The sequence below is a fragment of the Kitasatospora sp. MAA19 genome, assembly GCF_029894125.1.
In the GTDB taxonomy this organism is placed as follows: domain Bacteria; phylum Actinomycetota; class Actinomycetes; order Streptomycetales; family Streptomycetaceae; genus Kitasatospora.
On sequence record NZ_JARXYZ010000014.1, the window covers coordinates 145,302 to 165,053 of the forward strand.

A 19,752-nucleotide genomic window follows, 5' to 3' on the forward strand; every position below is an offset into this window, starting at 1 on the left:
GCTGGACGGGTGACTTCTCCGTTCGACATCCCGACTCCCGCTTCCGCTCCCGACGCCGCTCCGGCCCCGGAGGACCGTGACGGGCGGCCGCAGTACGTGCTGCCGCTCGTCGTCCGGGTGGAGCGGGCCACGCCGCCCGGGCGGACCGACGCGCTGGAGACCTCAGCCCGGGCGGTGCTGACCCTGCTGGCCGACCCGCGGGTGACCGAGGCGGACGGCGAGTGGGCGGAGCGGGTCGTGGCCTGGGAGGACGCCCGGATCCGCAAGGTGGTCCGGCGGGCCCGGGGCGGGGAGTGGCGCCGGGCGGGCGAGCTGCCGGGGATCACGGTGAGCGGGCGGGAGGCCGAGGTTCGGGTGTTTCCGCCGGTGCCGCTGGACGGTTGGCCGAAGGAGCTCGCCAAGCTCCAGGTCTCCGGGACGGACCTGGAGGAGACCGCCGAGATCAGCGCTCCTGAGCCGGGTCTGCCGGTGTTGTGGCTCAACCCGGAGCTGGAGATGAGTGCGGGCAAGACGATGGCCCAGACCGGCCACGCCGCCCAGCTCGCGTGGTGGCGGCTGGAGGAGGCGCAGCGCAAGGAGTGGGCCGAGTCCGGATTCGCGCTCGCGGTGCGGACGGCCACACCGGAGGCGTGGGAGGGGCTGGTGGCCAGTGGACTGCCGCTGGTCCGGGACGCGGGCTTCACCGAGATCGCCCCCGGGCTAACTGTTGCACTCGAAGGCGGCACGCGCTACTGCCCTACCCCGCGCCTTCGGCGCTCGTGAACGCACCACTCTGACCCCAACACGGCAGCGTAGCGGGTGAGGCGCGCGCGTTCCCGGCAGTCGCGTGCCTCCGGCGGGTCCTCTCTCGGAGGGGGTGGGGGGAGGGTGACGCTCCCTCTACCGGGCAAGACGGGTAGGTGTCCCCGGGGGCGCAGGCGCGGTGTTCAACGCCGTTCCGGCGCCGGTCGTCCGCGCCGCGCCGAGCATCGACCACTTGACCGTCGAGCTCATCCTGCGCTGGCCGAAGACGCCCGTCAATCTGAGTGAGCACGGTCCCCTCCATGGATGGGGCATGCGCAGATCGGCGAGGTTGCTGATGGGTGGTAGGCGTGGGCGCTCACGTCGTCGGGATCGATGGTGACCATCTGGGGTATCCAATAGCAGCTGACCGCGCCGTGATGCGACCAGCGTCCGGACCGCAGACCGCACAGGCGAAGGTGCGCCTCCGTCACCTGGCCGGAGGCGCGGCGGCGGACTGTCGACCGGGCGCGGAGAGCCGCAGGACCGCCCGCTGCCGTCGCCGGTGGAACTTCAAAGCGGGCGGACACCGCGGTCACGGACTCACCGCCACGCCGTAGGGGCTGGTGCCGACCGTTACGGTTGCGGCAACCTTGAGGCTCTTGGGGTCGATGACCGCAAGGGTGCCCGCTCCCTGGTTCGTGACGTAGACCGCGCCTGAGGTGACCGCCAGGTTGAACGGGTCGGTGCCCGGAGGGCCCACGGCAACGGTCGCCGAGACGCGGTGGCTACGGGTGTCGATCACGGATACCGTGCCCGGGCCGAGATCAGCGGCATAGGCCCTTGAACCGTCAGGTGCCAGCGCTACGTCGAAGGGGCCTTCGCCGACCGGGACCGTGGCGGTGAGCGCCTGCGCGCGGGTTCCCACGACGGAGACGGTTGCTGCCGTCTCGTTGGCCACGTAGGCCGATTCGCCGTCCGGGGTGACGGCGACGCTCACCGGGGAGGGGCCGGCGGTCAGGTTCCGGACGACGCGCTGCGTACGCGTGTCGAGGACTGACACAGTGTGCGATCCGGTGTTGGCGATGTAGGCCGTGGCACCGTCGCGACTGATGGCGATGCTCACCGGGGAGACGCCGACCGGGACCGTCGCGGTCACCTGGTTGGTTCGGGTGTCGAGCACCGAGACACTGTCCGAACCGCCGTTGGCAACGTAGAGGTAGGTGCCGTCAGGGCTCAGACGGACGCCGGTGGGGTTGTGCCCGACCGGCACGGTGGTGGCGATCTTGTTGGTGCGGGTGTCGAGCACCGAGACCATGGCCGATCCGTTGTCGGCGATGTACGCGTACGTGCCATCGGGGGTGATAGCGATGCCTTCAGGCGCGTTGCCGGCTGGGACGGTCGCGACGACCTTGTTGGTACCGGCGTCGATCACCGAGACCGTGTTGTCGAGCTGATTGGTCACGTACACGTGGCCTCCGACGCCCGCGAGCGGGGCGGCGGAGCGTGACGGCGACGACGCCGGGATGAGCCACGCGGCGAGGAGGCCACAGGCCAGCAGGAGCCCGATGCCGGCTCCCAGCACCGGCCCGACCGCCCTCCCGCTCAGGCCGCGGTCGGTGTGGGTTCGGAAACGCATCTCGCCTCCTGGGTACTTCGTGGAACTTCGGTTCGCGACCCGGCCCCTCTCCCGTACGACCGGTCCGGAAGCGGCAGTCAGGTCAACAGCGCGCGGGCGAAGTAGTCCTGGCTGTCGCGCACTCCTGGAAGGGCGAAGAAGTAGCCTCCGCCGCGCGGACTGATGTACGGCACGAGCGCCTCGGCTTCCAGCCGGGTCTGCATGGTGATGTAGGTGTTGAGTTCGCGCTGAAAGCAGCAGAACAGGTGTCCGAGGTCCGGCTGGCTGTTCACTCCGGGACTGCGCTCGTAGTCGTAGCTGCGACGCAGGATGGAGCTGGTCGATGCGGTCTCCGGAGTCTGCGGGTTGGCGAGCCGGACATGGCAGTTCAGCGGGGTGATCAGTCCCTGCGGGTCGTTGGTGTAGATGGGATCGAACGTGTCCGGCGCGTCGTCCGAGAGGGCGTACAGAGGAGCGCCGCTGATCTTTCGGCGGCCGAAGATCCGCTCCTGTTGGGAGATCGGCACCTTCTGCCATGCATCAAGGAAGAAATGGACGATGCGCAGCACCTGGTACGTCCCGCCTGCCGTCCATGCCGGCTCGTCGGTGTTGGGCTGCACCCAGACCACGTTGTCCAGCTGGGCCGTATTGGTGGTGTCGGGGTTGGTGATGCCGTCCTTGAACCCGAACCAGTCACGCGGAATCCCGGTCGGGCGAGGCGGATTGCGCTGGCAGTGGAAGGTCCATCGCTGCTTCAGCATGCCCTCGGTGTGGGACAGGATGTCGAGCATCGTGTGCACGGTGCTGTCGCGGTGACCGGCACACACCTGTAGCAACAGGTCGCCGTGGCACAGTTCGGGGTCCAGGTCGTCGTGGAGGAACGGCGCCATTGTCTTGAGCTGGACGGGCTTGCGCGCCTGCAGTTCGTAGCGCGTGTCGAACAAGCTCTCGCCGACGGCAACGGTGATGGTGAGATCGTCCTGCACGACTCCGGGGCCGAGGATCCCGTTGTCCGTGGGCGGAGCGTCCGGGGACGCATTCGGATCCGTGCGCCCAGAGGTCAGCAATCGGGCCCGGGAAGTCAACGTGCGGAACAGATCGATGAGTTCTGCGCGGTTCTTGGCTGTCACGTCGAAGGAGGCGAACTCTCCGACGCTCTGGGGCGGGGTGACGATGCCTGCCTGGTGGTAGCCGTGAAACGGAATCAGGCTCCCGGTCGTCGGGTCGCCGTCGCCTCCTCCTTCCTGGGCGATGGCTTCCTGGTTGTTCAGCAGGCTCCCGGCTGCCGCCCCGACAAGGCTGGCGGCTGCGCCCTGAAGCATCGACCGTCGCGCGAGGAGACTCGCGGGGCATCCTCCGCCACGCCACCCGTCTGCCAGGGCTGAGGCTCTCTCGTCACCCATGTTGTCCCTCTCGGATCGAGCACGGTGGTGTGCACCTGTGGCCTGGGCCGATGCCCCGCCTGACCGGCCCGGCGGTGATGACCGGTCGGGGTCGCCTTCGTCGGAATTCCGGACTGTGACCGGCCGCATCCTGGATGTTCGGAGAGCGTCCTCGTGGGACTCGTCTGGGACACCGGGGGGTTACTGGCAGTGGCATACGATCACGGTCAATGCTCACCTGCATCCCGGGCGTGCCGTTCGGGTGCGGGCAGGGGATGCCAAGGTCCGCAGGGCACCGGGCGAAGCTTTCAAGTCCTGACCCTGGTCCGGATTTCACTCGAACAGACGGCCCTGGACGGCAACCACTCGCCGCCTACAGCCGCCGCAAGGCCATCGTCGAACCCGTCTTCGGACAGATCATGACCTGCCAGAACGGCCGCCAACTCCTCCTGCGCGGCGAAGACGGCGCCCGCGGCGAATGGCGACTGCTCGCCTGTCACAACCTCCGCAAGATCTTCCGGCGCACCGGAACAACCGGACTCGCCGCCCTGGCCGGCTGACCAGCCCGAACCTCCCCGGTCCCCAGAAGGCCGGAATCCGGGCCCATGGCCCCGTTCACAACCCCCATAGACGCCGTCCGAGCCACCGCAACCGTTTCCCACCGATCTCGGCCACTCGGCGGGTTGCCCGCTACCGACCCACGCTCCTAGCGCAACAGCTACGCCCACATCCATTAGCCGTCCTTGCCCGCTGATGCTCGGCTTCGCGGGCCAACGGCATCCACGTCGCTCTCGCTTGCGGGCGATGGTGTGTCCAAGCCAAGCCACTGGTTGAGCGTCGTGACCGCGTCCGGGCCGAGCATCTTGACCGCGTCGGCCTGCGCGCGGCGCCATGCGCTACCCGCACGGGCGAACGCAGCTACACCGGCTTCGGTGATTGTCACTGACATTGCCCGTCCGGTGGCCGAGGTCTCGACCGCCGCGATCCAGCCGTTCTTCTGCATGAGCGCGAGGTTCCGGCTCACAGTGGACCGCTCAAGCATCAGTTGCGTGGCCAGCGTCGCAGGCCTCACGGGCTTGGGGTCGATGACGAGGCAGGCGAGAACCTCCATCTGAGGCTGGCTGAGCCCTACCGTCTGTAGCGCCTGTTCGTAGCAGCGTGTGACGACTCGATGGAGCCGGGCCACTCGCATGCCCAGGCAAGCGCCACCCACCTCCGCCGCGAGGCCAACCGCTATTGCTGACTGCTCCATGCCTGCCTCGAATCCGACTACCCAAAGTGTTGCAGCTACATCTCTGCTGCGAAAGGGTACCTCGACACCAGCTGGTTGAGGGAATCTCTGGCATGGCTCACTGTTCGATCAGCTCCCGGGGTTCGACAGTGACTACGCGGCGATGCGCGTACGTACGCGAGCGAGCCGGGGCCAACTCGAAGTTGAGCATGCGTGACCACGCGCCTGTATCCCCAGACTGATTCCCGGTGATCACGCACTCGCGCCGGTCTTGCCGGGCGCACGAGCGGCATCGCTATCCGAGAAAGAGTCCGGCCGGCCTGACCGTCGTCGCTGATGGGGTGAGCCTTCGGCGGGCGCCGGGTCGTCGGCGCGACCGAGGTGCTCGGCTCGCGTGCGGTCGGCGTTGGACACGAATCAAAACCGGCCCCAGCCGTTGCATGTCTGCGGCGCGCAGATGTAGTGTAGATACAACACATTGGCCGCCGGGTCGGGAGAATCTGAAACATGGCACCGACAACGGCTGGCTCGTGCAGCGGAAGGGGGCTTCACCACCCCACCCCCTCGCGCGAGCGGCCAAGGATGACCCGGCAGTTCCTGGTGAGCGCGTTCGCAGACCTGAGGCTGCGGGCCGGCCCAGCCACCGTCCTCCGGTTCGAGCTCTGCTACGCGACGGTGGTCCACGAAGCTGACGACACCGGCAACGCTCTTCTTCCGATGAAATGGTGGTGAGAGGCCCATGGCAGCTCAGGTCACACAGACTCCTTACGACGCCGTCCTGCTCACGATCCGCTCCGACAAGCCGTACTCCGAGGTGGTCAAGGCCATCGAGTCGCGCCTGCAGCGCTTCTCGATCCCGAAGCTGATGGAGTACGTCACGCACTCGGACCGCGAGGGGCTGGAGGCCTATGTCGACGAGGTCTCGGTGCCGACCGGGTTCTCCGTCTTCTGGGACTTCGAGCAGGGCTCGACGATGAGGCTCGCCGGGATCCCGGTCGAGTCCAAGTTCTACTTGGTCGGCAACGCCGTCATCGCGCGAGGCCTGTTCCAATACTCCGGCGCCGCGGGCCTGGGCGCGCCGGTCCGCATCTGCGTCTCCCAGCGCGACGGCGAGCAGACGCGCATCGACCTGGACCAAGTCACCGCGTTCTTCAGCAAGTTCCCCGAAGTCGCCCTCTCGGGCGTCCCGAGCAGGCTCGATGCGGAGATGGTCAAGGTCTTCGAAGAAGCCGCCGCCTAGCCGCCTAGTAGCCGAAGTGCCGCAACCCCCTCGGACAAGGAATCTCATGACCGACACTCGCGATCTGATTGAGCGCAACGCCGTGTTCGCGGCCGATGCCTACAACCCCGACCTGCGGCTCAGCCCGTCCGGCAACATGATGGTCATCGGCTGTGTCGACCCGCGTGTCGACCCCGCGCGCGTCCTGGGCCTCAACAACGGCGAGGCCGCCGTGATCCGCAATGTCGGAGGACGGGTAACCCCCGCCACGCTGCGCACGATGGCCATGCTGGCCAAGGTCGGCCAAGCCAACGCGGAGAGCCGCCCACCCGGGGACTGGAACCTGGTCATCCTGCACCACACTGATTGCGGCATGACCGACCTGGCCGCCTTCCCTGACCTCCTCGCAGAGTACTTCGAGATCCCGACAGACAAGCTCGACGCCAAGTCCGTCAGTGATCCGATCGGCTCGGTCCGTGTCGATGTCGACGTGGTCCTGGCCCACATCCGGGCGGCCGCGTACTGGGTGTCGGGCCTCGTCTACGACGTCGACACCGGGCGAGTCGAGACCGTCGTCGCGCCGACCCTGCTACCCGTCGAATAGCGAGGCGGAGCAGCGATGCGGGCGTATCCACCCGAACAGAACAGATCCTCGGAACCCTGGGGCCGGGAGCGCCGTCACCGACCCGGGTCGAATGCGCCACGACTGCAGCCGGGCACGCGGCACGCTCGATAATCCGCCCCGCGTCTTACCTCCGGTCGAAACCGTGCCCGGACCGACCACGACCGTCGGCACATTCCTCTACCGGGCGGCCCGCCAGGGCGCCCCATGTCGAAAAGAAGGGTTCCCGTCATGACAAGCCTTTTCCTCATCACCGGCGCCACCGGCAAGACCGGCGCAGGCGCCGCCACCACGCTGCTCGAGCACGGCCACCGCGTACGCACCCTGGTCCACCGCACCGACGAGCGCTCCGACCGGCTCGCCGTTGCCGGCGCCGAGATCGTCGTCGGGGACATGCTGGACCTGGACGCCGTGGTCCAGGTGACCACGGGAGTCGACGGAGTCTATTTCGCCTACCCGATCCGCCCGGGGCTGATGGAAGCCTCCGCCATCATGCTGCAGGCGGCCGAGGAGAACCGGGTCGGCGCGCTGGTCAACATGTCGCAGATCTCGGCCCGGCGCGACGCGGTGAGCAACTCCGCCCGGCAGCACTGGATCGCCGAACGCATGTTGGACCACTTCAGCGGGGCCGTCACCCACATCAGACCCACCTTCTTCGCCGAATGGCTCCTCACCTTCTGGGACCCAAAGAGCGGTGAGCTTCGGTTGCCGTTCGCCAAGGCGCACCACGCCCCCATCGCCGGCGAAGACCAGGGACGCGTGATCGCCGCCCTTCTCGAAGACCCCCAGCGGCACGCCGGGATGACCTACCCGCTCTACGGGCCGACTGAGCTCGACCACTACCAGATGGCCGAAATCATGACCCAGGCCCTGGGACGACAGATCACGTACGTGCCCATCGAGATCGACGAGTTCCGCTCCCAGCTGGAACACCGTGGCATGGGCGTCCACCAGATCCAGCACCTGACCAACGTCGCCGTCGACTACCGCAACGGGATCTTCGCCGGAACCAGCGACGTCGTCCGCACCCTCACCGGCCGCGACCCGCTCACCGTCGCCGCCTTCGTCGAACGCAACAAGCAATACTTCGACGAACCCGCGAACTAGAACAGCGGCTGGACCAGGCGGCTTCGCAATCCTGGCGAGGACAGATGGGAAATCGATCCGCACGGAGCAATGAACGCGGTGCCCGGCCCGCACGATCGGACGCAGACACCGGCGACCGGCGCCGCCTGGCGAGCAGCAACAGCTCGGACGATGTGCCCGCACCCTGATCGCCGGACCGAGGTGCGGGGCCGTGGTCAGGCGACCCGGGCCCGCTGAGGCGGCTTGGCGACCGTGAAGGCGATGGGCTGGAGCACCAGAAATGCTCCGGGCGTTCTTCGATGATCTCGACAATCGATACGGCCGCCGACCGTCCTAGCCGCAACTTCCTTTAGCGCACCAGTGCGTGGCTTGACGCTCTCAAGTCCCGCACTTTCTTGGCACCACGCCAGAATTTTTCAGACCTGCAAAGGGGGTAACGGAATGCCGCCAGGTATTGATCCGGCCTTGGCGAAGAAGCGAATGATCGCCGGCGGAGCATGGCCAATCGAGCCGTATCCCGGCTCAGGAAACACATGGAAATGCATATGTATGAACTGCGGGGAGCTGTGCACCCCGACTTACAAGAGGGTCTACACGCAGCGCCAAGGCCCTTGCAATGGATTCTGTCGCTCGGAGAAGATCTCGAAGAGCCGCAAATTTAGCTCGGCCACAGCTGCCAGTACCATGTGCGCCGCCGGCTGGGAACCTCTGGTGGAAGCGGACTATCCAGGCGCGAACGCTCCATGGTTGTGCCGATGCATGATCTGTGCAACGGTATATCCGAAACATCTGGGCAATGTCCGGGACGGACGGGCTGCCTGCCGGAACTGCGCCGAGATCGCCATGAGCGAGGACGCCTACGACGTCATGATCGACGCTGACCTGGAGCCCCAGGTTTCCTTCCGCCGCTCTGCTGCACCATGGCTGTCCAAGTGTCTTCGTACGGGCGTGCTGACATCGCCAGCCCACTCCAACATCAAGAGGTTTGGGCATCAGTGCGTACCGTGCGGGCTAAGGAAGATGTCCGCCGCCTCCCAGCACAGTGACGCTGAGGCTAGGGCCCGCGTACCAACGAACCTCGTGCCCCAGGAGCCTTACCCCGGCAGTGTGCTGCTGCCCTGGAAGATGTTCTGCACCGACTGCGAAACGCTGCACGACAACCCCGGGCTCCGGCTGGGCAACGTCAGCAGGCGCGGAAGCGGCTGCCCAAATTGCGGGCACCACGGAATCGAACTCGACAAGCCCGGCTACCTCTATCTCATAGACCACACCGGTCTCGACGCGTTGAAGTGGGGAATCGCCAACGGCCCACTGCGGCTCAAGCAGCACGGTGGCCAGGGTTGGACGCTTCGCGGGCGGTGGCTGTACGACAGGGCACGCCACGCTCGGAGCGTCGAGCGGCAGATCGGCCACTGGGTCAAGGGGAAGGGCATCGGCCCAGCGCTCAAGCCCGACCAAATGCCCTACGGGGGTTATGGCGAAACCGCTTCGCTAAGGGCGTCCGCCAGTAGGGGGCGGGATGTCTCACCCAGGGCTGACAGAGAGGGGATCACCAGCGACTGGTGCCCGTCGGTATGCCCGGGAGTGGGGGCGATCCACACCCCCGGCCAGACCTCCGCCTCGCCGTCGATCTCCTGTAGGTCGCGCTGGGGAAGTCGACGGTTCTGCAGCGCCCTGCGCACCGGTTCCTCGCCCCGGGCGTCCTGAAGCAGATTCGTCCTTGCCCGCCTGCTGACGCATGTGACTCACGTCCGCCACCCCCTTCGGGACTGGCCTTGATGCGCTCCTTCGATCAGTGTCATTCCCTAGGTCCGGCCCGCGAGCTCGACGCTGTGAGGGAGTGCTGTTCGGAGCCGGTCCAGAGCATGACACGGTCTTCCACTCGGACGTGGCGGGTGACCGCTGGTCGGGGGGCCGGATCTGCGCGGTCCAGCTCTCAGACCTGGTCTCTGGGCGTTGCGATGCCCTGTCCGTGGTAGATCTCGTCGTAGTAGTGGATCACCAGAGGGCGGGTGAGCATGCCCTCGAAGGTAGCGGTGGAGCCGTGTTCGGCGCGCCAGGCGAGGTAGTCGGTGTAGTTGTGCGCCTCGGTCCACTGGGTCAGGCCCGTCACGTGGTCGGGGGCATTCTGGTCGCGCAGAATGCGGATGTCCTCGCAGCCCTCGAAGGTGAGGCTCTCGCCCAGGACGTCCAGCAGCAGCTTCGCGACTTCTTCGCCACGGCCAGGTTGGGCGAAGAACTCGGCAGTGACTTGTGCGCTCATGGGGATGTTCCTTCCGGGTCCGGTTCCATTCCGCGGCGGCCGGGCGAGGCGTCGGCGGCGGGGGCGGTGCGGTCTGGTCGACCTTGCTCGCGGTCAGTAGGGAGAGGGCTGGTTGTGGACGATGATCAGAGACGTGATCTTGCCGTCGGCAACCGTGAGATAGCTGGTGAGCACCAGCTCTTCGGGCAGGTCCGTCTTGTCGTACTCACCGTCGTAGCGCGCCCGCACGATCGTCAGGGCGCGGTGGTTCACGACCTCGGCCACCTCCATGGTGACCTTGTCGCCGACGATCTCGCGGCGCACCCAGGCGCGGATCGAGGTGAGGTCGGCGAACTCGCGGCGCACGTCGTTGACCACGGCGTCGTCGGCGAAGGTCGCCATGACGGCGTCCACGTCGAAGGCGTTGACCGCCTCGATGTAGGCGGCGACGACGTCGGGCAGAACCGCGGCCTGGATGTTGGTGTTCATGGGGAGCTCCTTCGATGACCTCGGCACTGGTGCGGTGCCTGCTCAAACGGTGGGCCCTGCCCGCACCGGAGAGTCAACCGGCGGCCCTGCGCTGGACCCTCCGGCAGGGGGAGGGTTGACACTGGTGCCATGCACACAGGCCTGACGGTCGGCGAGTTCTCCCGCGTGACCCATCTGAGCATCAAGACGCTGCGGCACTACCACGACGTCGGGCTGCTCGCGCCGGCCGATGTCGACCAGGGCACCGGCTACCGGTACTACTCCCTGGACCAGGTGCCCACCGCTCAGGTGATCGTGCGCCTGCGGAACCTGGACATGCCGGTGGCGGACGTGAAGGCGGTGCTGGCCGCCGAGGATGTGAGCACCCGCAACGAGCTGATCGCCGTGCATCTCGCCCGCCTGGAGGACCGGCTCGCGCAGGCGCAGAGCGCCGTCGAATCGCTGCGCGACCTGTTGGTCCGGCCCGTGCGCAGGCCGGCCATCGAGTACCGCACAGTCCGTGAGCAGGCGGCGATCGGGATCCGCGCGGTCGTCGACCACCAGGACCTGGCGGGCTGGTGGCAGGGCGCTCTTGGCGAGCTGCACGGCTTCACCACAGCCCGGGGACTGCGCACGACCGGCCCGATCGGCGGGCTGTTCGCGAATGAACTGCTCCAGGACGAACGCGGTGAGGCACTCGTGTTCATCCCGGTCGACGGCGAGGTTCGCCCGGTCGGCCGGATCGACGCGGTGGTGGTGCCCGGCGCGGAACTCGCGGTCGCGGTCCACCGCGGGCCCCTGCAGACCATCGACCTCACCTACGGTGACCTGGGCACCTACGCCGCACGGCACGAGATCGGCGTCGACGGCCCGCTACGCGAGTTCTACCTGCGCAGCCCCCTCGATGCGGCCGAGGATGACCAGTGGGTCACCGAGGTCGGCTGGCCCATCTTCCGCGCGAACGGCTAGTGACTGGGCCGCGCCGAGCGACGCCTCATGGTCGACTGGACCGAAACCCGCCCCAGCAGGCCCTGAACCGCTCGCAGCCGCGCGGCGTATGCCTGGTCGAGGACGCCCCCACGGTTGAAGCTCGGAAGGGAGCCGCGCCATGGCCTACGACGTGCGTGCACGCCAGGTCGGCGTCAGCGTCGGTCCCGACCGAAGCCGGTGACAGAAGAGCGGATGAGCTGTTTTCCTGGTCGTCGCATCGTTGGTCGGCCTCATCGTCCTGACCGTGGGGTTGTGGTATCCCTCGGTGCCGCTCCTCGGCTGCGTGGAGCTGATCCTGCTGTGTACCGGCGTTGCTGCGGCGCGGGGAAAAGACGCCCGCCGGGCGGCCCGGGGCCACGCACCGTCGGGACACACGGCGACGGCCACGAAGGCCGGCCAAGTCCCGTCCGGAGGGTCAGGGCGGCCCGGCCCCGGTGCCGAAGCCTTGTCGAAGCCGGAACCGGCGGCCGCCGCTGACACGTGTTGGGGGCCACACGGCCGACGGCGTTGATCGTGATCCAGGAATCGGAGCCGTTGCGCTGGCGGGACCACGGGACCCTTCGCGGTGTCCGCGATGACCAGCCGTACTACGAGCTCAGGGCCTTGTCCGGGGAGATGGCGGAACAGATCCGGGCGTTGATGGAGGCCGACGGCTGGCGGCTCTCCGTGGAGCAGTTCGTCGAGCCTGAGCGGGAGCCCGTTCCGCAGGCACGGGTTATGTCTCGCGCAGGAGGAAGGGGACGTAGCCGTAGCGGGCGCCGTTGACCTGCAACTCCAGGGCCTGGCCGCCCGGATAGAACCGGCGCGTGCTCAACGGCACGAACTTCTGGCCGCGGGTCAGAGCCAGCTTCTGTCCGGGGGCGAGAATGCGCGTGGTGAGCTTGTACACCCTGGGCGCCAGCGCGCCGTTGGCCTTGCGGTAGTGCACCACGTAGTCAACGGCGGTCTTGACCGGCTCGGCCCCGGTGTTCGTGATCGTCACGTCGAAGGTCAGTGTCTCGCCGACCGTGACCGTGTCGCTGTGCAGGTGGGGGCCGTCCACGCTCAGGTCGTCCGCCGTGCCGTAGCCCAGCAGCGCGAGGGCACCCGGATCCGCTTGCTTGATCAGGGTGCGCAGCCCGTGGCGCACCACACCGACCACCCTGCCGGCCGTGCCCGGCGTCGCGGTCTCGGTCCAGCGGCGGGCAGTGGCAACGGCCACAGCGGGGTCGGAGCGGCTGAGGTCGTTGAGGTGATTGGCCACGGAACGCCGGACGTAGTCCGACGGGTCGGCGTGCAGGGCGTCCAGGATCGCCTCGGTGGCGGCGGGTCGGGCCAGCAGCGCGGGTACCCGTTTGGCCCAGGGCAGGCGGGGCCGAGTGCCCTCACTGGCCAGACGGCGCACATGCGCGTCATCGTCCTGCGCCCAGATTTGTGCCATCACGAGGGTGCGATCCAGGTCGGTATTGAGGAAGGTGCGCAAAGCGAACTCACCGGTCAGGCGGGGCGTCAACCGTGCCAGCAGCACCAGGCCCGCGTCGAAGACGACCGCCGAGCCGTCACCGGTCGCGAGGCTGGCCACGGCCTCCGTCACCGGCCAGATCATCCAGCTAGTGAACGCCGGATCAGCCAGCGCCCGGGAGATGATCTTCTCACTGGCCGACCACTTGCTCGGCAGGTCGTTGATCAGCGCGTCACGTACCGCCCGGGCGCGCTCGGACAGCGCCATACCCGGCAGGCTCGCAGCGACCGCTCGGGTGGCCGTCCACTGACGCCGCGGTGCGACGCTGCTCAAGACCTCGGCCAGCGCTTCGACACAGTCCACGCTGATCAACTGATCGGCGAACGGCACGCCGTCCTCATCTCCTTCGTTGCTGGCAGTGCGGGCACGCTCACCCTAGGGTGTGTCCCCTCCCTACGGGAGAGTCAAAGCCGCAGGCAGGTCACCCGGTCCGGCGGGCACGCACATCGGCCGGCCGCTTCCGTGCTCAGCGGCTTTACAGACGCCGGTCAGTTCCAAGGAAGACCAGGGCGCCGAGAGGCGGGAGCGGTGCAGGCCCTAGGGGCGCTGGTCTTGCTCCGCTCGCGCCACGGGGTGGTGCGGTGGCGTCCTCGCGAGCTGCGATGACCATCCTGGAACGGGAACCGGGCCCACTGCCGCCACCCACCAGAAGCAGCGATGCCCACGAGCGAGGAACGCGCGGACCGCCGGGCGGTCCGGGCGAAGATCGCGGAGCAGCAGGCGGCAGCGCGCCGTACCGAGCGATGTCGCCGCCTGCCCGTGACCGCCGGTGGGGTGGTCGCGGTCGGCGGGATTACCGCGCCATCACCCTCTTGGATCCCTCAGCGCTCACGCGCCCGTCTCGCGGCCGAGGTACTGCGTGAACTGCAGGGTCAGCCCGAACGTCGTCTCCGGCACCGTGAAGATGGAGTGGACCTCGTCGGTCTTGAACTCGCCTTGGAAGGCGACCCCTCGGTGTGCCAGTTCGGCCATGGTGTCTTCGAGGTCGTCGACTTCATATCCGAGATGGCCGATGACCGCAGTCTCGCCATCCTTGAGCATCGGCATGCCGAAACCGGCGGCGCGGAGCTCAATCAGTTCCAGGCGCGTTTCACCGAAGAGCAGAAACTGCAGGTCGAGGTCGTCGGTGAGAATGCGCTCGCCGAGAGCGCTGCCATCAACGGTCTCGCCCGCCCGCGCGATGGTTTCGTCCATATCGCGCACGACGATTCCGATGTGATCCAACCCGAGGAGCTTCATGGCCCTCAGTCCTCCTTGTTCTCTTGCTGTTGTCTTTTGCTGTCGATCGAGATGCCCGTGTTCAGGCTGTGACCGACGCTGGTGCTCATGTCGAGCCACGTCACGGCGTTAGACAGCGGCGCGGCCGCCGTCGGCGGCCAGGACCGCGCCGGTCACGTAGCTGGCCTTGTCGGAGGCGAGGAAGGCGATGACCTCGGCGATCTCGTCGACCTGGGCGCCCCGTCCCATCAGTGAGGTCTTGGCGAAAGCCTCGGTGACGTCGTACAGCTCCGGGATGCTGTGCACCGCCCCGGGCGCGACGGCGTTGACCCGAACCCCCTTCGGGCTGAACTCGGCCGCCCACGAGCGGGTCATCGAGGCCATGGCTGCCTTGGTGGCACCGTAGGCGGCGGCGCCGTCCAGGCCGATCGTGCCGGCCATGCTCCCCAGGTTGACGATGCTGCCTCGGCCTCGAGCGGCCATGGCCGGGGCCAGAGCGGCGACGAGGAAGTAGGCGGAGCGGACGTTGCCGTCGAAGAGCGCGTCGTACCCGGGACCGTCGAGATCGGCGGTCGGGCCGAACCACGATGTGCCGACGTTGTTGACCAGCGCGTCGACTTCGCCGGCCTCCTCGGCCAGGCGGCGCACCTCGCTGATGTCCGTCAGGTCGGCTGCCACGAAGCGGGCTCGGCCTCCCTCGGCCTGGATGGCAGCGACGACCTCGGCGCCTCGCTCCGCGTTGCGGCCGTGGACGATGACCTCCCATCCGTCTCGGACCAGGCGCAGTGCAGCCGCCCGGCCGATTCCGTGGGTGGCCCCGGTGACCAGGGCGGTTCCAACAGTTCCAGCGGTGGTACTCATGACATCCTCGTTTCTGTGCGTCACGATCGGATGCCAGCGTTTGTGCTCCCGCTGGGGGAGGGTCAAGAGCGGAGTTTCTGTTTGACTCTCCTACGGGGGGAGAGTCACGCTGGGCTCGTGAACTCGACGATGCCCATCGGCGACTTCTCCCGGGCCACGCACCTGAGCGTGAAGATGCTTCGCCACTATCACGAGGTCGGACTGTTGGAGCCGGTCGAGGTGGCCGTGGACAGCGGGTACCGGCGTTATGCCGCGGAGCAGATCGTAAAGGCACAGATCATCCGCCGTTTCCGCGATCTGGAGATGCCGCTCGATGACATCCAGATCGTGCTTCAGGCTCCTGACGTCGAGACCCGCAATCGGGTGATCGCCAACCATCTGACGCGTCTCGAGTCCAGCCTGGCCCGAACCCAGGAGACGGTCGCATCCCTCCGGGGTCTGCTGGACCGCCCCCAGGACAGCACCGTCGCGATTGATCACCGCCATGTCGCCGCCGCGCCCGCCGCTGCCATCACCGACACCGTTGACCAGGCCGACGTTGTGGCCTGGTATCGGGGAGCCATGGGCGAAGTGGCTGCCACCCTGTCCGCCCAGGGCATCAACCCGGCCGGCCCCCTGGGGGGCATCTACGACACAGAGCTGTTCACCGAGGGCCGGGGGCGGGTCACGATCTTCCTTCCGTCCGACCCCCTGCCACAGCCGGTCGGACGCGTCAGCACCACCGTGATCCCGTCGGCAGAGCTCGCCACGATCGTCCATCTCGGTTCCAGCACCGAAGTCGACCGAACGTATGGCGCCCTCGCCGACTACGTGACCCGACACGCCCTGGCGGTCGACGGGCCGATTCGCGAGTACTACCTCGTCGGCCCCTCCGATACCCCGAATGAGTCGTTGTGGCAGACCGAAATTGGATGGCCGATCTTCCAAACCCGGCCCAGGCCTTAGATAACTACGTCACACGTGGAACGGTCCGGCGCGTCTAGATGATCAAGTCCAAGGGCTCAGTGATCGTTGGCGGTCAGTGACCGCATGATCTGCCGGCCTGTGTGCTCGTTGTGCCAGATGGCGGCGGTCAGCGCGAGGAGCCGCTGAAGCACGCGGACGATCACACCGTTGGGGGTCCGGCCGCGGTGCCGTTCGAGGTCGAGTTGGCCCTTGAAGGTCTCGTTGATCGACTCGATGACCTGCCGCAACGGCTTGAACAGCTGCGATCCGGCCCGCCCGGCCTCGCCCTTACGGGCCGGGCGTAGCAGTTCGATGTTCAGGTCGGCCAGCTGCGACTCGAACTCGCGGCCGAAGTAGTTCTTGTCGCCGATCAGCGTCTGTCCGGGTGGCCGGTCGGTGATGCGCGTCGGTTCGGTGGCGAGGATGTCGAGGAGCGTCTCGCGTTCGTCGGCCTTTGCCCCGGTCAGCGCGAACGCGATCGGTAGCCCGCCCAGCGTGCACAGCAGGTGCAGCCGAAGTCCCCAGAAGTAGCGCGTGTGGCTGGCGCAGTAGCCGTACTGCGCCCATCCGGCCAGGTCGGAGCGCTTGGCGGTCTCCCCGGAGCGGCCGCACTCGACCGGAGTAGAGTCCACCACCCACACGTCGTCGGTCCACAGTGCGGTGTCCGTAGCCAGCTCGCGCATGACGTGCCGGATGAGCCCGGCCGCCTTCCGCAGCCTCTTGTTGTAGCCGGGCTGCTTCGGCAGGTACGGGAACAGGTGCCGCAGGTGGGCCCGGGCATGCCGCAGCCAACGGGCCTCAGAGGTGTAGCCGAGCATGGCCTGCATCATCGACAGCGTCACCAGTTCGGCATCGCTGAGCTGCGGTGCTATGCCGACCACCGGCCGCCACGGGGCGAGCTGCGTCGAACCGATCAGCAGGTCGCCGGTCTTGACGTAGAGTGCGGTCGCGAGGGAGTCCATGTCTGGCGTCACAACCGACCTTTGGACTCCCTCGCTTCATCTCATGCGTGTCAATGAGCCCTTGGCATCAATCATCTAGTCGCCGGAGGCCTGGTGCCGCCGGATCGCCCGCAGGCCGCCGTAAGCGGCTGCGGCCGTCCAGAGGGCCATGATCAGCAGCCCGGTCCAGTGCCCGTAGTGGATGCCGGACTCTGTCCGGGTGCGCATCGCGTACAGGCCGGCCCGGTCGGGCAGGAACTGTCCGACCTCGCGGACGCCGGGGATGGCCGCCAGCCAGGTGGTGCCGAGGAACACCATCGGGGCGAGCAGGCCGAGTGCGGCGCTGAAGTTGCCCAGCATCGCGGTCAGTCCGAGGCAGAGCAGCACCAGCAGCGGGTGGTAGAGCACGCCGGCCAGGAAGCTGCGGGCCAGGCCGGGGGTGGACAGGTCCAGTCCTACCGTGGCGTCGACGGCCAGGAACGAGCCCGCCGTCGACGCCAGCCCGAGCAGCAGACCCAGCCCGGCGCCGAGCGTGAGTTTGGCGCCGTACAGCCGCCCGCGCCGGGGGACGGCGATGAGCGAGGTGCTGATCATGCGGGTGTTGAACTCCTGCCCGATCAGCAGGATCCCGAGGCAGGCCACGGCCACGTGGCCGAAGAGCAGCCCGTAGTAGATCCCGTTGGCCGGGTCCACGCCGCTGGTCCGGTCCTTCGGGCCGGAGGCGGCGCTGACGGCCGCGGTGACTCCGACGGTCAGCGCCAGGGCGACCAGCGGGGCCGCCCACTGGGAGGGCAGGGTGGTGAACTTGATCCGTTCGGCGCGCAGGGCGTGGGCCGCGCTCATCGTCATCTTCCCTTCTGGTGAGGTCACTTGGCGCGCCGCAGGGCGAGCAGGCCGCCGTAGGCCGCGGCCCCGGTCCACAGGGCCATGATCAGCAGTCCGGTCCAGTGCCCGTACGAGACCCGCGGGTCGTCGGCGTAGTGCAGCGCGTACTGGCCGGCCCGGTCGGGCAGGAACTGGACCACCCGCCGCACCCCGGGCACACCGCCGAGCAGCGGCGAGAGCAGGAAGACGACCGGTACCAGCAGGCCCATGGCGGCGGTGAGGTTGCCGAGCAGCGTGGTCACCCCGAGGCAGAACACCACCAGCAGCACCGGGTAGAGCACGCCGGCGGTGGCGCTGCGGGCGAAGCCGGGGCCGTCCCAGGCGCCGGGCACGGTGGCCGCGTACCCGGCGAAGGAGCCCGCGGTGCCGGCCGAGCCGACGCCGAGGCCGACCAGCGCGCCGAGCGTGAGCTTGGCGCCGTACAGCCGCCCGCGCCGGGGGACGGCGGTGAGCGACACGTCGATCATGCGGGTGTTGAACTCCTGGCCGATCAGCAGGATGGCGAAGCAGGCCAGCGCGGCCTGACCGAAGTTGAGCCCGTAGAAGACGCCCACGCCCGGGTCGTCGGTGATGGTGTGGTCCTTGCCGCCGAGCGCCGCGGTGACCGCGGTGGTCCCGCCCGCGGTGAGCACGAAGGACAGCAGCGGGGTGATCCAGAGCGAGCGGAGGGTGGTGAGCTTGATCCGCTCCGCGTTGAGGGCGGTGAAGATGGGGACGGAGTCGGAGCCGGGGTCGGGGTCGGGGTCGGGGCTCATGCGGCGGCCTCCGCCCGGTACTCGACGTTGTCGGCGGTCATCCGCATGAACGCCTCCTCCAGCGAGTCCTGTTGGACCGCGATCTCGTACAGCACCACGCCGTGCGCGGCGGCGAGCGCGGCGATCTGCTCGGGTTCGGCGCCGGTCACCTCCCAGGCGCCGTCGTCCACCTGGGTCGCGGCGAGGTCGGCGTCGGGGTCCGACTGCCGGAGCAGGTCGCTGCCGAGCAGGGCGGCCAGCTTGGTCGGGTTCACGGCCCGGACGCGGATCCTGGTCCGGCCGTGTCGCTCGATGAATTCGGCGGTGGTGGCGTCCGCGAGCAGCCGGCCGCGGCCGATGACCACCAAGTGGTCGGCGGTGAGCGCCATTTCGGTCATCAGGTGGGACGACACCAGCACCGCCCGGCCCTCGGCGGCGAGTTCGCGCAGCAGGTTGCGGATCCAGCGGATGCCCTCCGGGTCGAGGCCGTTCACCGGTTCGTCCAGCAGCAGTACCGGTGGGTCGCCGAGCAGTGCGGCGGCCACCCCGAGACGCTGGCGCATGCCGAGGGAGAAGCCGCGGATCCGCCGACCGGTCGCGTCCGCCAGGCCGGCCTGGGCGAGCACCTCGTCCACCCGGCGCTGCGGCAGGCCGTTGCTCGCGGCGAGCCAGCGCAGGTGGCCGCCGGCCGTGCGGCCGCCGTGCAGGGCGTGGGCGTCCAGCAGCGCGCCCACCTGCCTCAGCGGTTGGGTGAGTTCGGTGTACGGGCGGCCGCCGACCAGGGCGCGTCCGGCGGTGGGGCGGTCCAGGCCGAGGACCAGGCGCATGGTGGTGCTCTTGCCGGCGCCGTTCGGGCCGAGGAAGCCGGTCACCAGGCCGGGCCGGACCTCGAAGGACAGGTCGTCGACGACGCGCCGGCCGTCGTACTCCTTGGTGAGGCCCTGGATCTCGATCACGGCCGCGCTCCCTTCTCGGTGGTCCGGTGCCTCGGAGGCCCGGTGCTCTCGGTGCTCTCGGTGGTCCCGACGGTTTCGGTGGTCCCGGCCGGTGGTCACATTCGACCGGAGCGGGCCGGGTCGGCGGATCCCG

At 68.4% G+C, this 19,752-nt stretch carries 18 protein-coding genes and 1 pseudogene; 7 read left to right on the forward strand and 12 right to left on the reverse strand.

Features of this window, described 5'->3' with window-relative positions; translation table 11 throughout:
- The first annotated feature begins 9 nt into the window (after positions 1-9).
- Positions 10-762, forward strand: a complete 753-nt coding sequence (locus P3T27_RS22240; protein WP_280681086.1) for a peptidyl-tRNA hydrolase — start codon at positions 10-12, stop codon at positions 760-762.
- Between the two features lie 553 nt (positions 763-1,315).
- On the opposite strand, the gene P3T27_RS22245 is transcribed toward P3T27_RS22240, so the two are convergent.
- Together P3T27_RS22245 and P3T27_RS22250 are read right to left on the reverse strand one after the other, a co-directional pair.
- A complete protein-coding gene (locus tag P3T27_RS22245; RefSeq protein WP_280681087.1) occupies positions 1,316-2,359 on the reverse strand; it encodes a beta-propeller fold lactonase family protein in 1,044 nt (347 codons plus the stop codon).
- Positions 2,360-2,436: 77 nt separating this feature from the next.
- Positions 2,437-3,660, reverse strand: coding sequence for a Dyp-type peroxidase (locus P3T27_RS22250; RefSeq protein WP_280681088.1), 1,224 nt, complete (start codon positions 3,658-3,660; stop codon positions 2,437-2,439).
- 410 nt (positions 3,661-4,070) lie between these two features.
- Here P3T27_RS22250 and P3T27_RS22255 point away from each other — a divergent pair.
- Positions 4,071-4,280, forward strand: a pseudogene (locus tag P3T27_RS22255) (transposase); the annotation flags it as partial.
- 173 nt (positions 4,281-4,453) lie between these two features.
- Here P3T27_RS22255 and P3T27_RS22260 read toward each other — a convergent pair.
- On the reverse strand, positions 4,454-4,972 hold the full coding sequence (locus P3T27_RS22260) for a MarR family winged helix-turn-helix transcriptional regulator (RefSeq protein ID WP_348534123.1): 519 nt from the start codon (positions 4,970-4,972) through the stop codon (positions 4,454-4,456).
- Positions 4,973-5,690: 718 nt separating this feature from the next.
- On the opposite strand from P3T27_RS22260, the gene P3T27_RS22265 reads away from it, so the two are divergent.
- The 3 genes from P3T27_RS22265 to P3T27_RS22275 all read left to right on the forward strand — a co-directional run bounded on the left by P3T27_RS22265 (position 5,691) and on the right by P3T27_RS22275 (position 7,899).
- Positions 5,691-6,191 (forward strand): hypothetical protein, encoded by a 501-nt coding sequence (locus P3T27_RS22265; RefSeq protein ID WP_280681089.1) that lies wholly within the window; start codon positions 5,691-5,693, stop codon positions 6,189-6,191.
- A gap of 46 nt (positions 6,192-6,237) precedes the next feature.
- On the forward strand, positions 6,238-6,774 hold the full coding sequence (locus P3T27_RS22270) for a carbonic anhydrase (RefSeq protein WP_280681090.1): 537 nt from the start codon (positions 6,238-6,240) through the stop codon (positions 6,772-6,774).
- A 249-nt stretch (positions 6,775-7,023) separates the two neighbouring features.
- Positions 7,024-7,899, forward strand: a complete 876-nt coding sequence (locus tag P3T27_RS22275; protein ID WP_280681091.1) for an NmrA family NAD(P)-binding protein — start codon at positions 7,024-7,026, stop codon at positions 7,897-7,899.
- Positions 7,900-9,814: 1,915 nt separating this feature from the next.
- On the opposite strand, the gene P3T27_RS22280 is transcribed toward P3T27_RS22275, so the two are convergent.
- The gene (locus P3T27_RS22280; protein WP_280681092.1) at positions 9,815-10,141 is read right to left on the reverse strand and encodes an antibiotic biosynthesis monooxygenase; all 327 of its coding nucleotides are present in this window, start codon (positions 10,139-10,141) and stop codon (positions 9,815-9,817) included.
- A 93-nt stretch (positions 10,142-10,234) separates the two neighbouring features.
- Complete coding sequence (locus P3T27_RS22285) at positions 10,235-10,609, reverse strand: nuclear transport factor 2 family protein (RefSeq protein ID WP_280681093.1); 375 nt, start codon at positions 10,607-10,609, stop codon at positions 10,235-10,237.
- Between the two features lie 129 nt (positions 10,610-10,738).
- Here P3T27_RS22285 and P3T27_RS22290 point away from each other — a divergent pair, with 129 nt between their 5' ends.
- Positions 10,739-11,557, forward strand: a complete 819-nt coding sequence (locus P3T27_RS22290) for a MerR family transcriptional regulator (RefSeq protein ID WP_280681094.1) — start codon at positions 10,739-10,741, stop codon at positions 11,555-11,557.
- Positions 11,558-12,293: 736 nt separating this feature from the next.
- Here P3T27_RS22290 and P3T27_RS22295 read toward each other — a convergent pair.
- The 3 genes from P3T27_RS22295 to P3T27_RS22305 all read right to left on the reverse strand — a co-directional run bounded on the left by P3T27_RS22295 (position 12,294) and on the right by P3T27_RS22305 (position 15,158).
- Positions 12,294-13,409, reverse strand: coding sequence for a DNA alkylation repair protein (locus tag P3T27_RS22295; RefSeq protein ID WP_280681095.1), 1,116 nt, complete (start codon positions 13,407-13,409; stop codon positions 12,294-12,296).
- A 498-nt stretch (positions 13,410-13,907) separates the two neighbouring features.
- On the reverse strand, positions 13,908-14,318 hold the full coding sequence (locus P3T27_RS22300) for a VOC family protein (protein ID WP_280681096.1): 411 nt from the start codon (positions 14,316-14,318) through the stop codon (positions 13,908-13,910).
- A 108-nt stretch (positions 14,319-14,426) separates the two neighbouring features.
- A complete protein-coding gene (locus P3T27_RS22305) occupies positions 14,427-15,158 on the reverse strand; it encodes an SDR family oxidoreductase (RefSeq protein WP_280681097.1) in 732 nt (243 codons plus the stop codon).
- A gap of 117 nt (positions 15,159-15,275) precedes the next feature.
- On the opposite strand from P3T27_RS22305, the gene P3T27_RS22310 reads away from it, so the two are divergent.
- Positions 15,276-16,103, forward strand: coding sequence for a MerR family transcriptional regulator (locus P3T27_RS22310; RefSeq protein ID WP_280681098.1), 828 nt, complete (start codon positions 15,276-15,278; stop codon positions 16,101-16,103).
- 56 nt (positions 16,104-16,159) lie between these two features.
- Here P3T27_RS22310 and P3T27_RS22315 read toward each other — a convergent pair whose 3' ends face one another.
- The 4 genes from P3T27_RS22315 to P3T27_RS22330 all read right to left on the reverse strand — a co-directional run bounded on the left by P3T27_RS22315 (position 16,160) and on the right by P3T27_RS22330 (position 19,619).
- Complete coding sequence (locus tag P3T27_RS22315) at positions 16,160-17,077, reverse strand: IS982 family transposase (RefSeq protein ID WP_280681099.1); 918 nt, start codon at positions 17,075-17,077, stop codon at positions 16,160-16,162.
- Between the two features lie 63 nt (positions 17,078-17,140).
- Positions 17,141-17,893 carry a hypothetical protein gene (locus tag P3T27_RS22320; RefSeq protein WP_280681100.1) on the reverse strand — a complete coding sequence of 251 codons (753 nt, stop codon included), beginning with the start codon at positions 17,891-17,893 and terminating at the stop codon, positions 17,141-17,143.
- A 17-nt stretch (positions 17,894-17,910) separates the two neighbouring features.
- The gene (locus P3T27_RS22325) at positions 17,911-18,684 is read right to left on the reverse strand and encodes a hypothetical protein (protein WP_280681101.1); all 774 of its coding nucleotides are present in this window, start codon (positions 18,682-18,684) and stop codon (positions 17,911-17,913) included.
- The gene (locus P3T27_RS22330; protein ID WP_280681103.1) at positions 18,681-19,619 is read right to left on the reverse strand and encodes an ATP-binding cassette domain-containing protein; all 939 of its coding nucleotides are present in this window, start codon (positions 19,617-19,619) and stop codon (positions 18,681-18,683) included. The genes P3T27_RS22325 and P3T27_RS22330 overlap by 4 nt, the downstream gene beginning before the upstream one ends.
- Positions 19,620-19,752: the final 133 nt, after the last annotated feature.

Coding starts and splice junctions, on each gene's coding strand:
- P3T27_RS22245 (WP_280681087.1), bottom strand. CDS start 2,359: ATGCGTTTCCGAACCCACACCGACCGCGGCCTGAGCGGGAGGGCGGTC.
- P3T27_RS22250 (WP_280681088.1), bottom strand. CDS start 3,660: ATGCTTCAGGGCGCAGCCGCCAGCCTTGTCGGGGCGGCAGCCGGGAGC.
- P3T27_RS22260 (WP_348534123.1), bottom strand. CDS start 4,972: ATGGAGCAGTCAGCAATAGCGGTTGGCCTCGCGGCGGAGGTGGGTGGC.
- P3T27_RS22265 (WP_280681089.1), top strand. CDS start 5,691: ATGGCAGCTCAGGTCACACAGACTCCTTACGACGCCGTCCTGCTCACG.
- P3T27_RS22270 (WP_280681090.1), top strand. CDS start 6,238: ATGACCGACACTCGCGATCTGATTGAGCGCAACGCCGTGTTCGCGGCC.
- P3T27_RS22275 (WP_280681091.1), top strand. CDS start 7,024: ATGACAAGCCTTTTCCTCATCACCGGCGCCACCGGCAAGACCGGCGCA.
- P3T27_RS22280 (WP_280681092.1), bottom strand. CDS start 10,141: ATGAGCGCACAAGTCACTGCCGAGTTCTTCGCCCAACCTGGCCGTGGC.
- P3T27_RS22285 (WP_280681093.1), bottom strand. CDS start 10,609: ATGAACACCAACATCCAGGCCGCGGTTCTGCCCGACGTCGTCGCCGCC.
- P3T27_RS22290 (WP_280681094.1), top strand. CDS start 10,739: ATGCACACAGGCCTGACGGTCGGCGAGTTCTCCCGCGTGACCCATCTG.
- P3T27_RS22300 (WP_280681096.1), bottom strand. CDS start 14,318: ATGAAGCTCCTCGGGTTGGATCACATCGGAATCGTCGTGCGCGATATG.
- P3T27_RS22305 (WP_280681097.1), bottom strand. CDS start 15,158: ATGAGTACCACCGCTGGAACTGTTGGAACCGCCCTGGTCACCGGGGCC.
- P3T27_RS22320 (WP_280681100.1), bottom strand. CDS start 17,893: ATGACGATGAGCGCGGCCCACGCCCTGCGCGCCGAACGGATCAAGTTC.
- P3T27_RS22325 (WP_280681101.1), bottom strand. CDS start 18,684: ATGAGCCCCGACCCCGACCCCGACCCCGGCTCCGACTCCGTCCCCATC.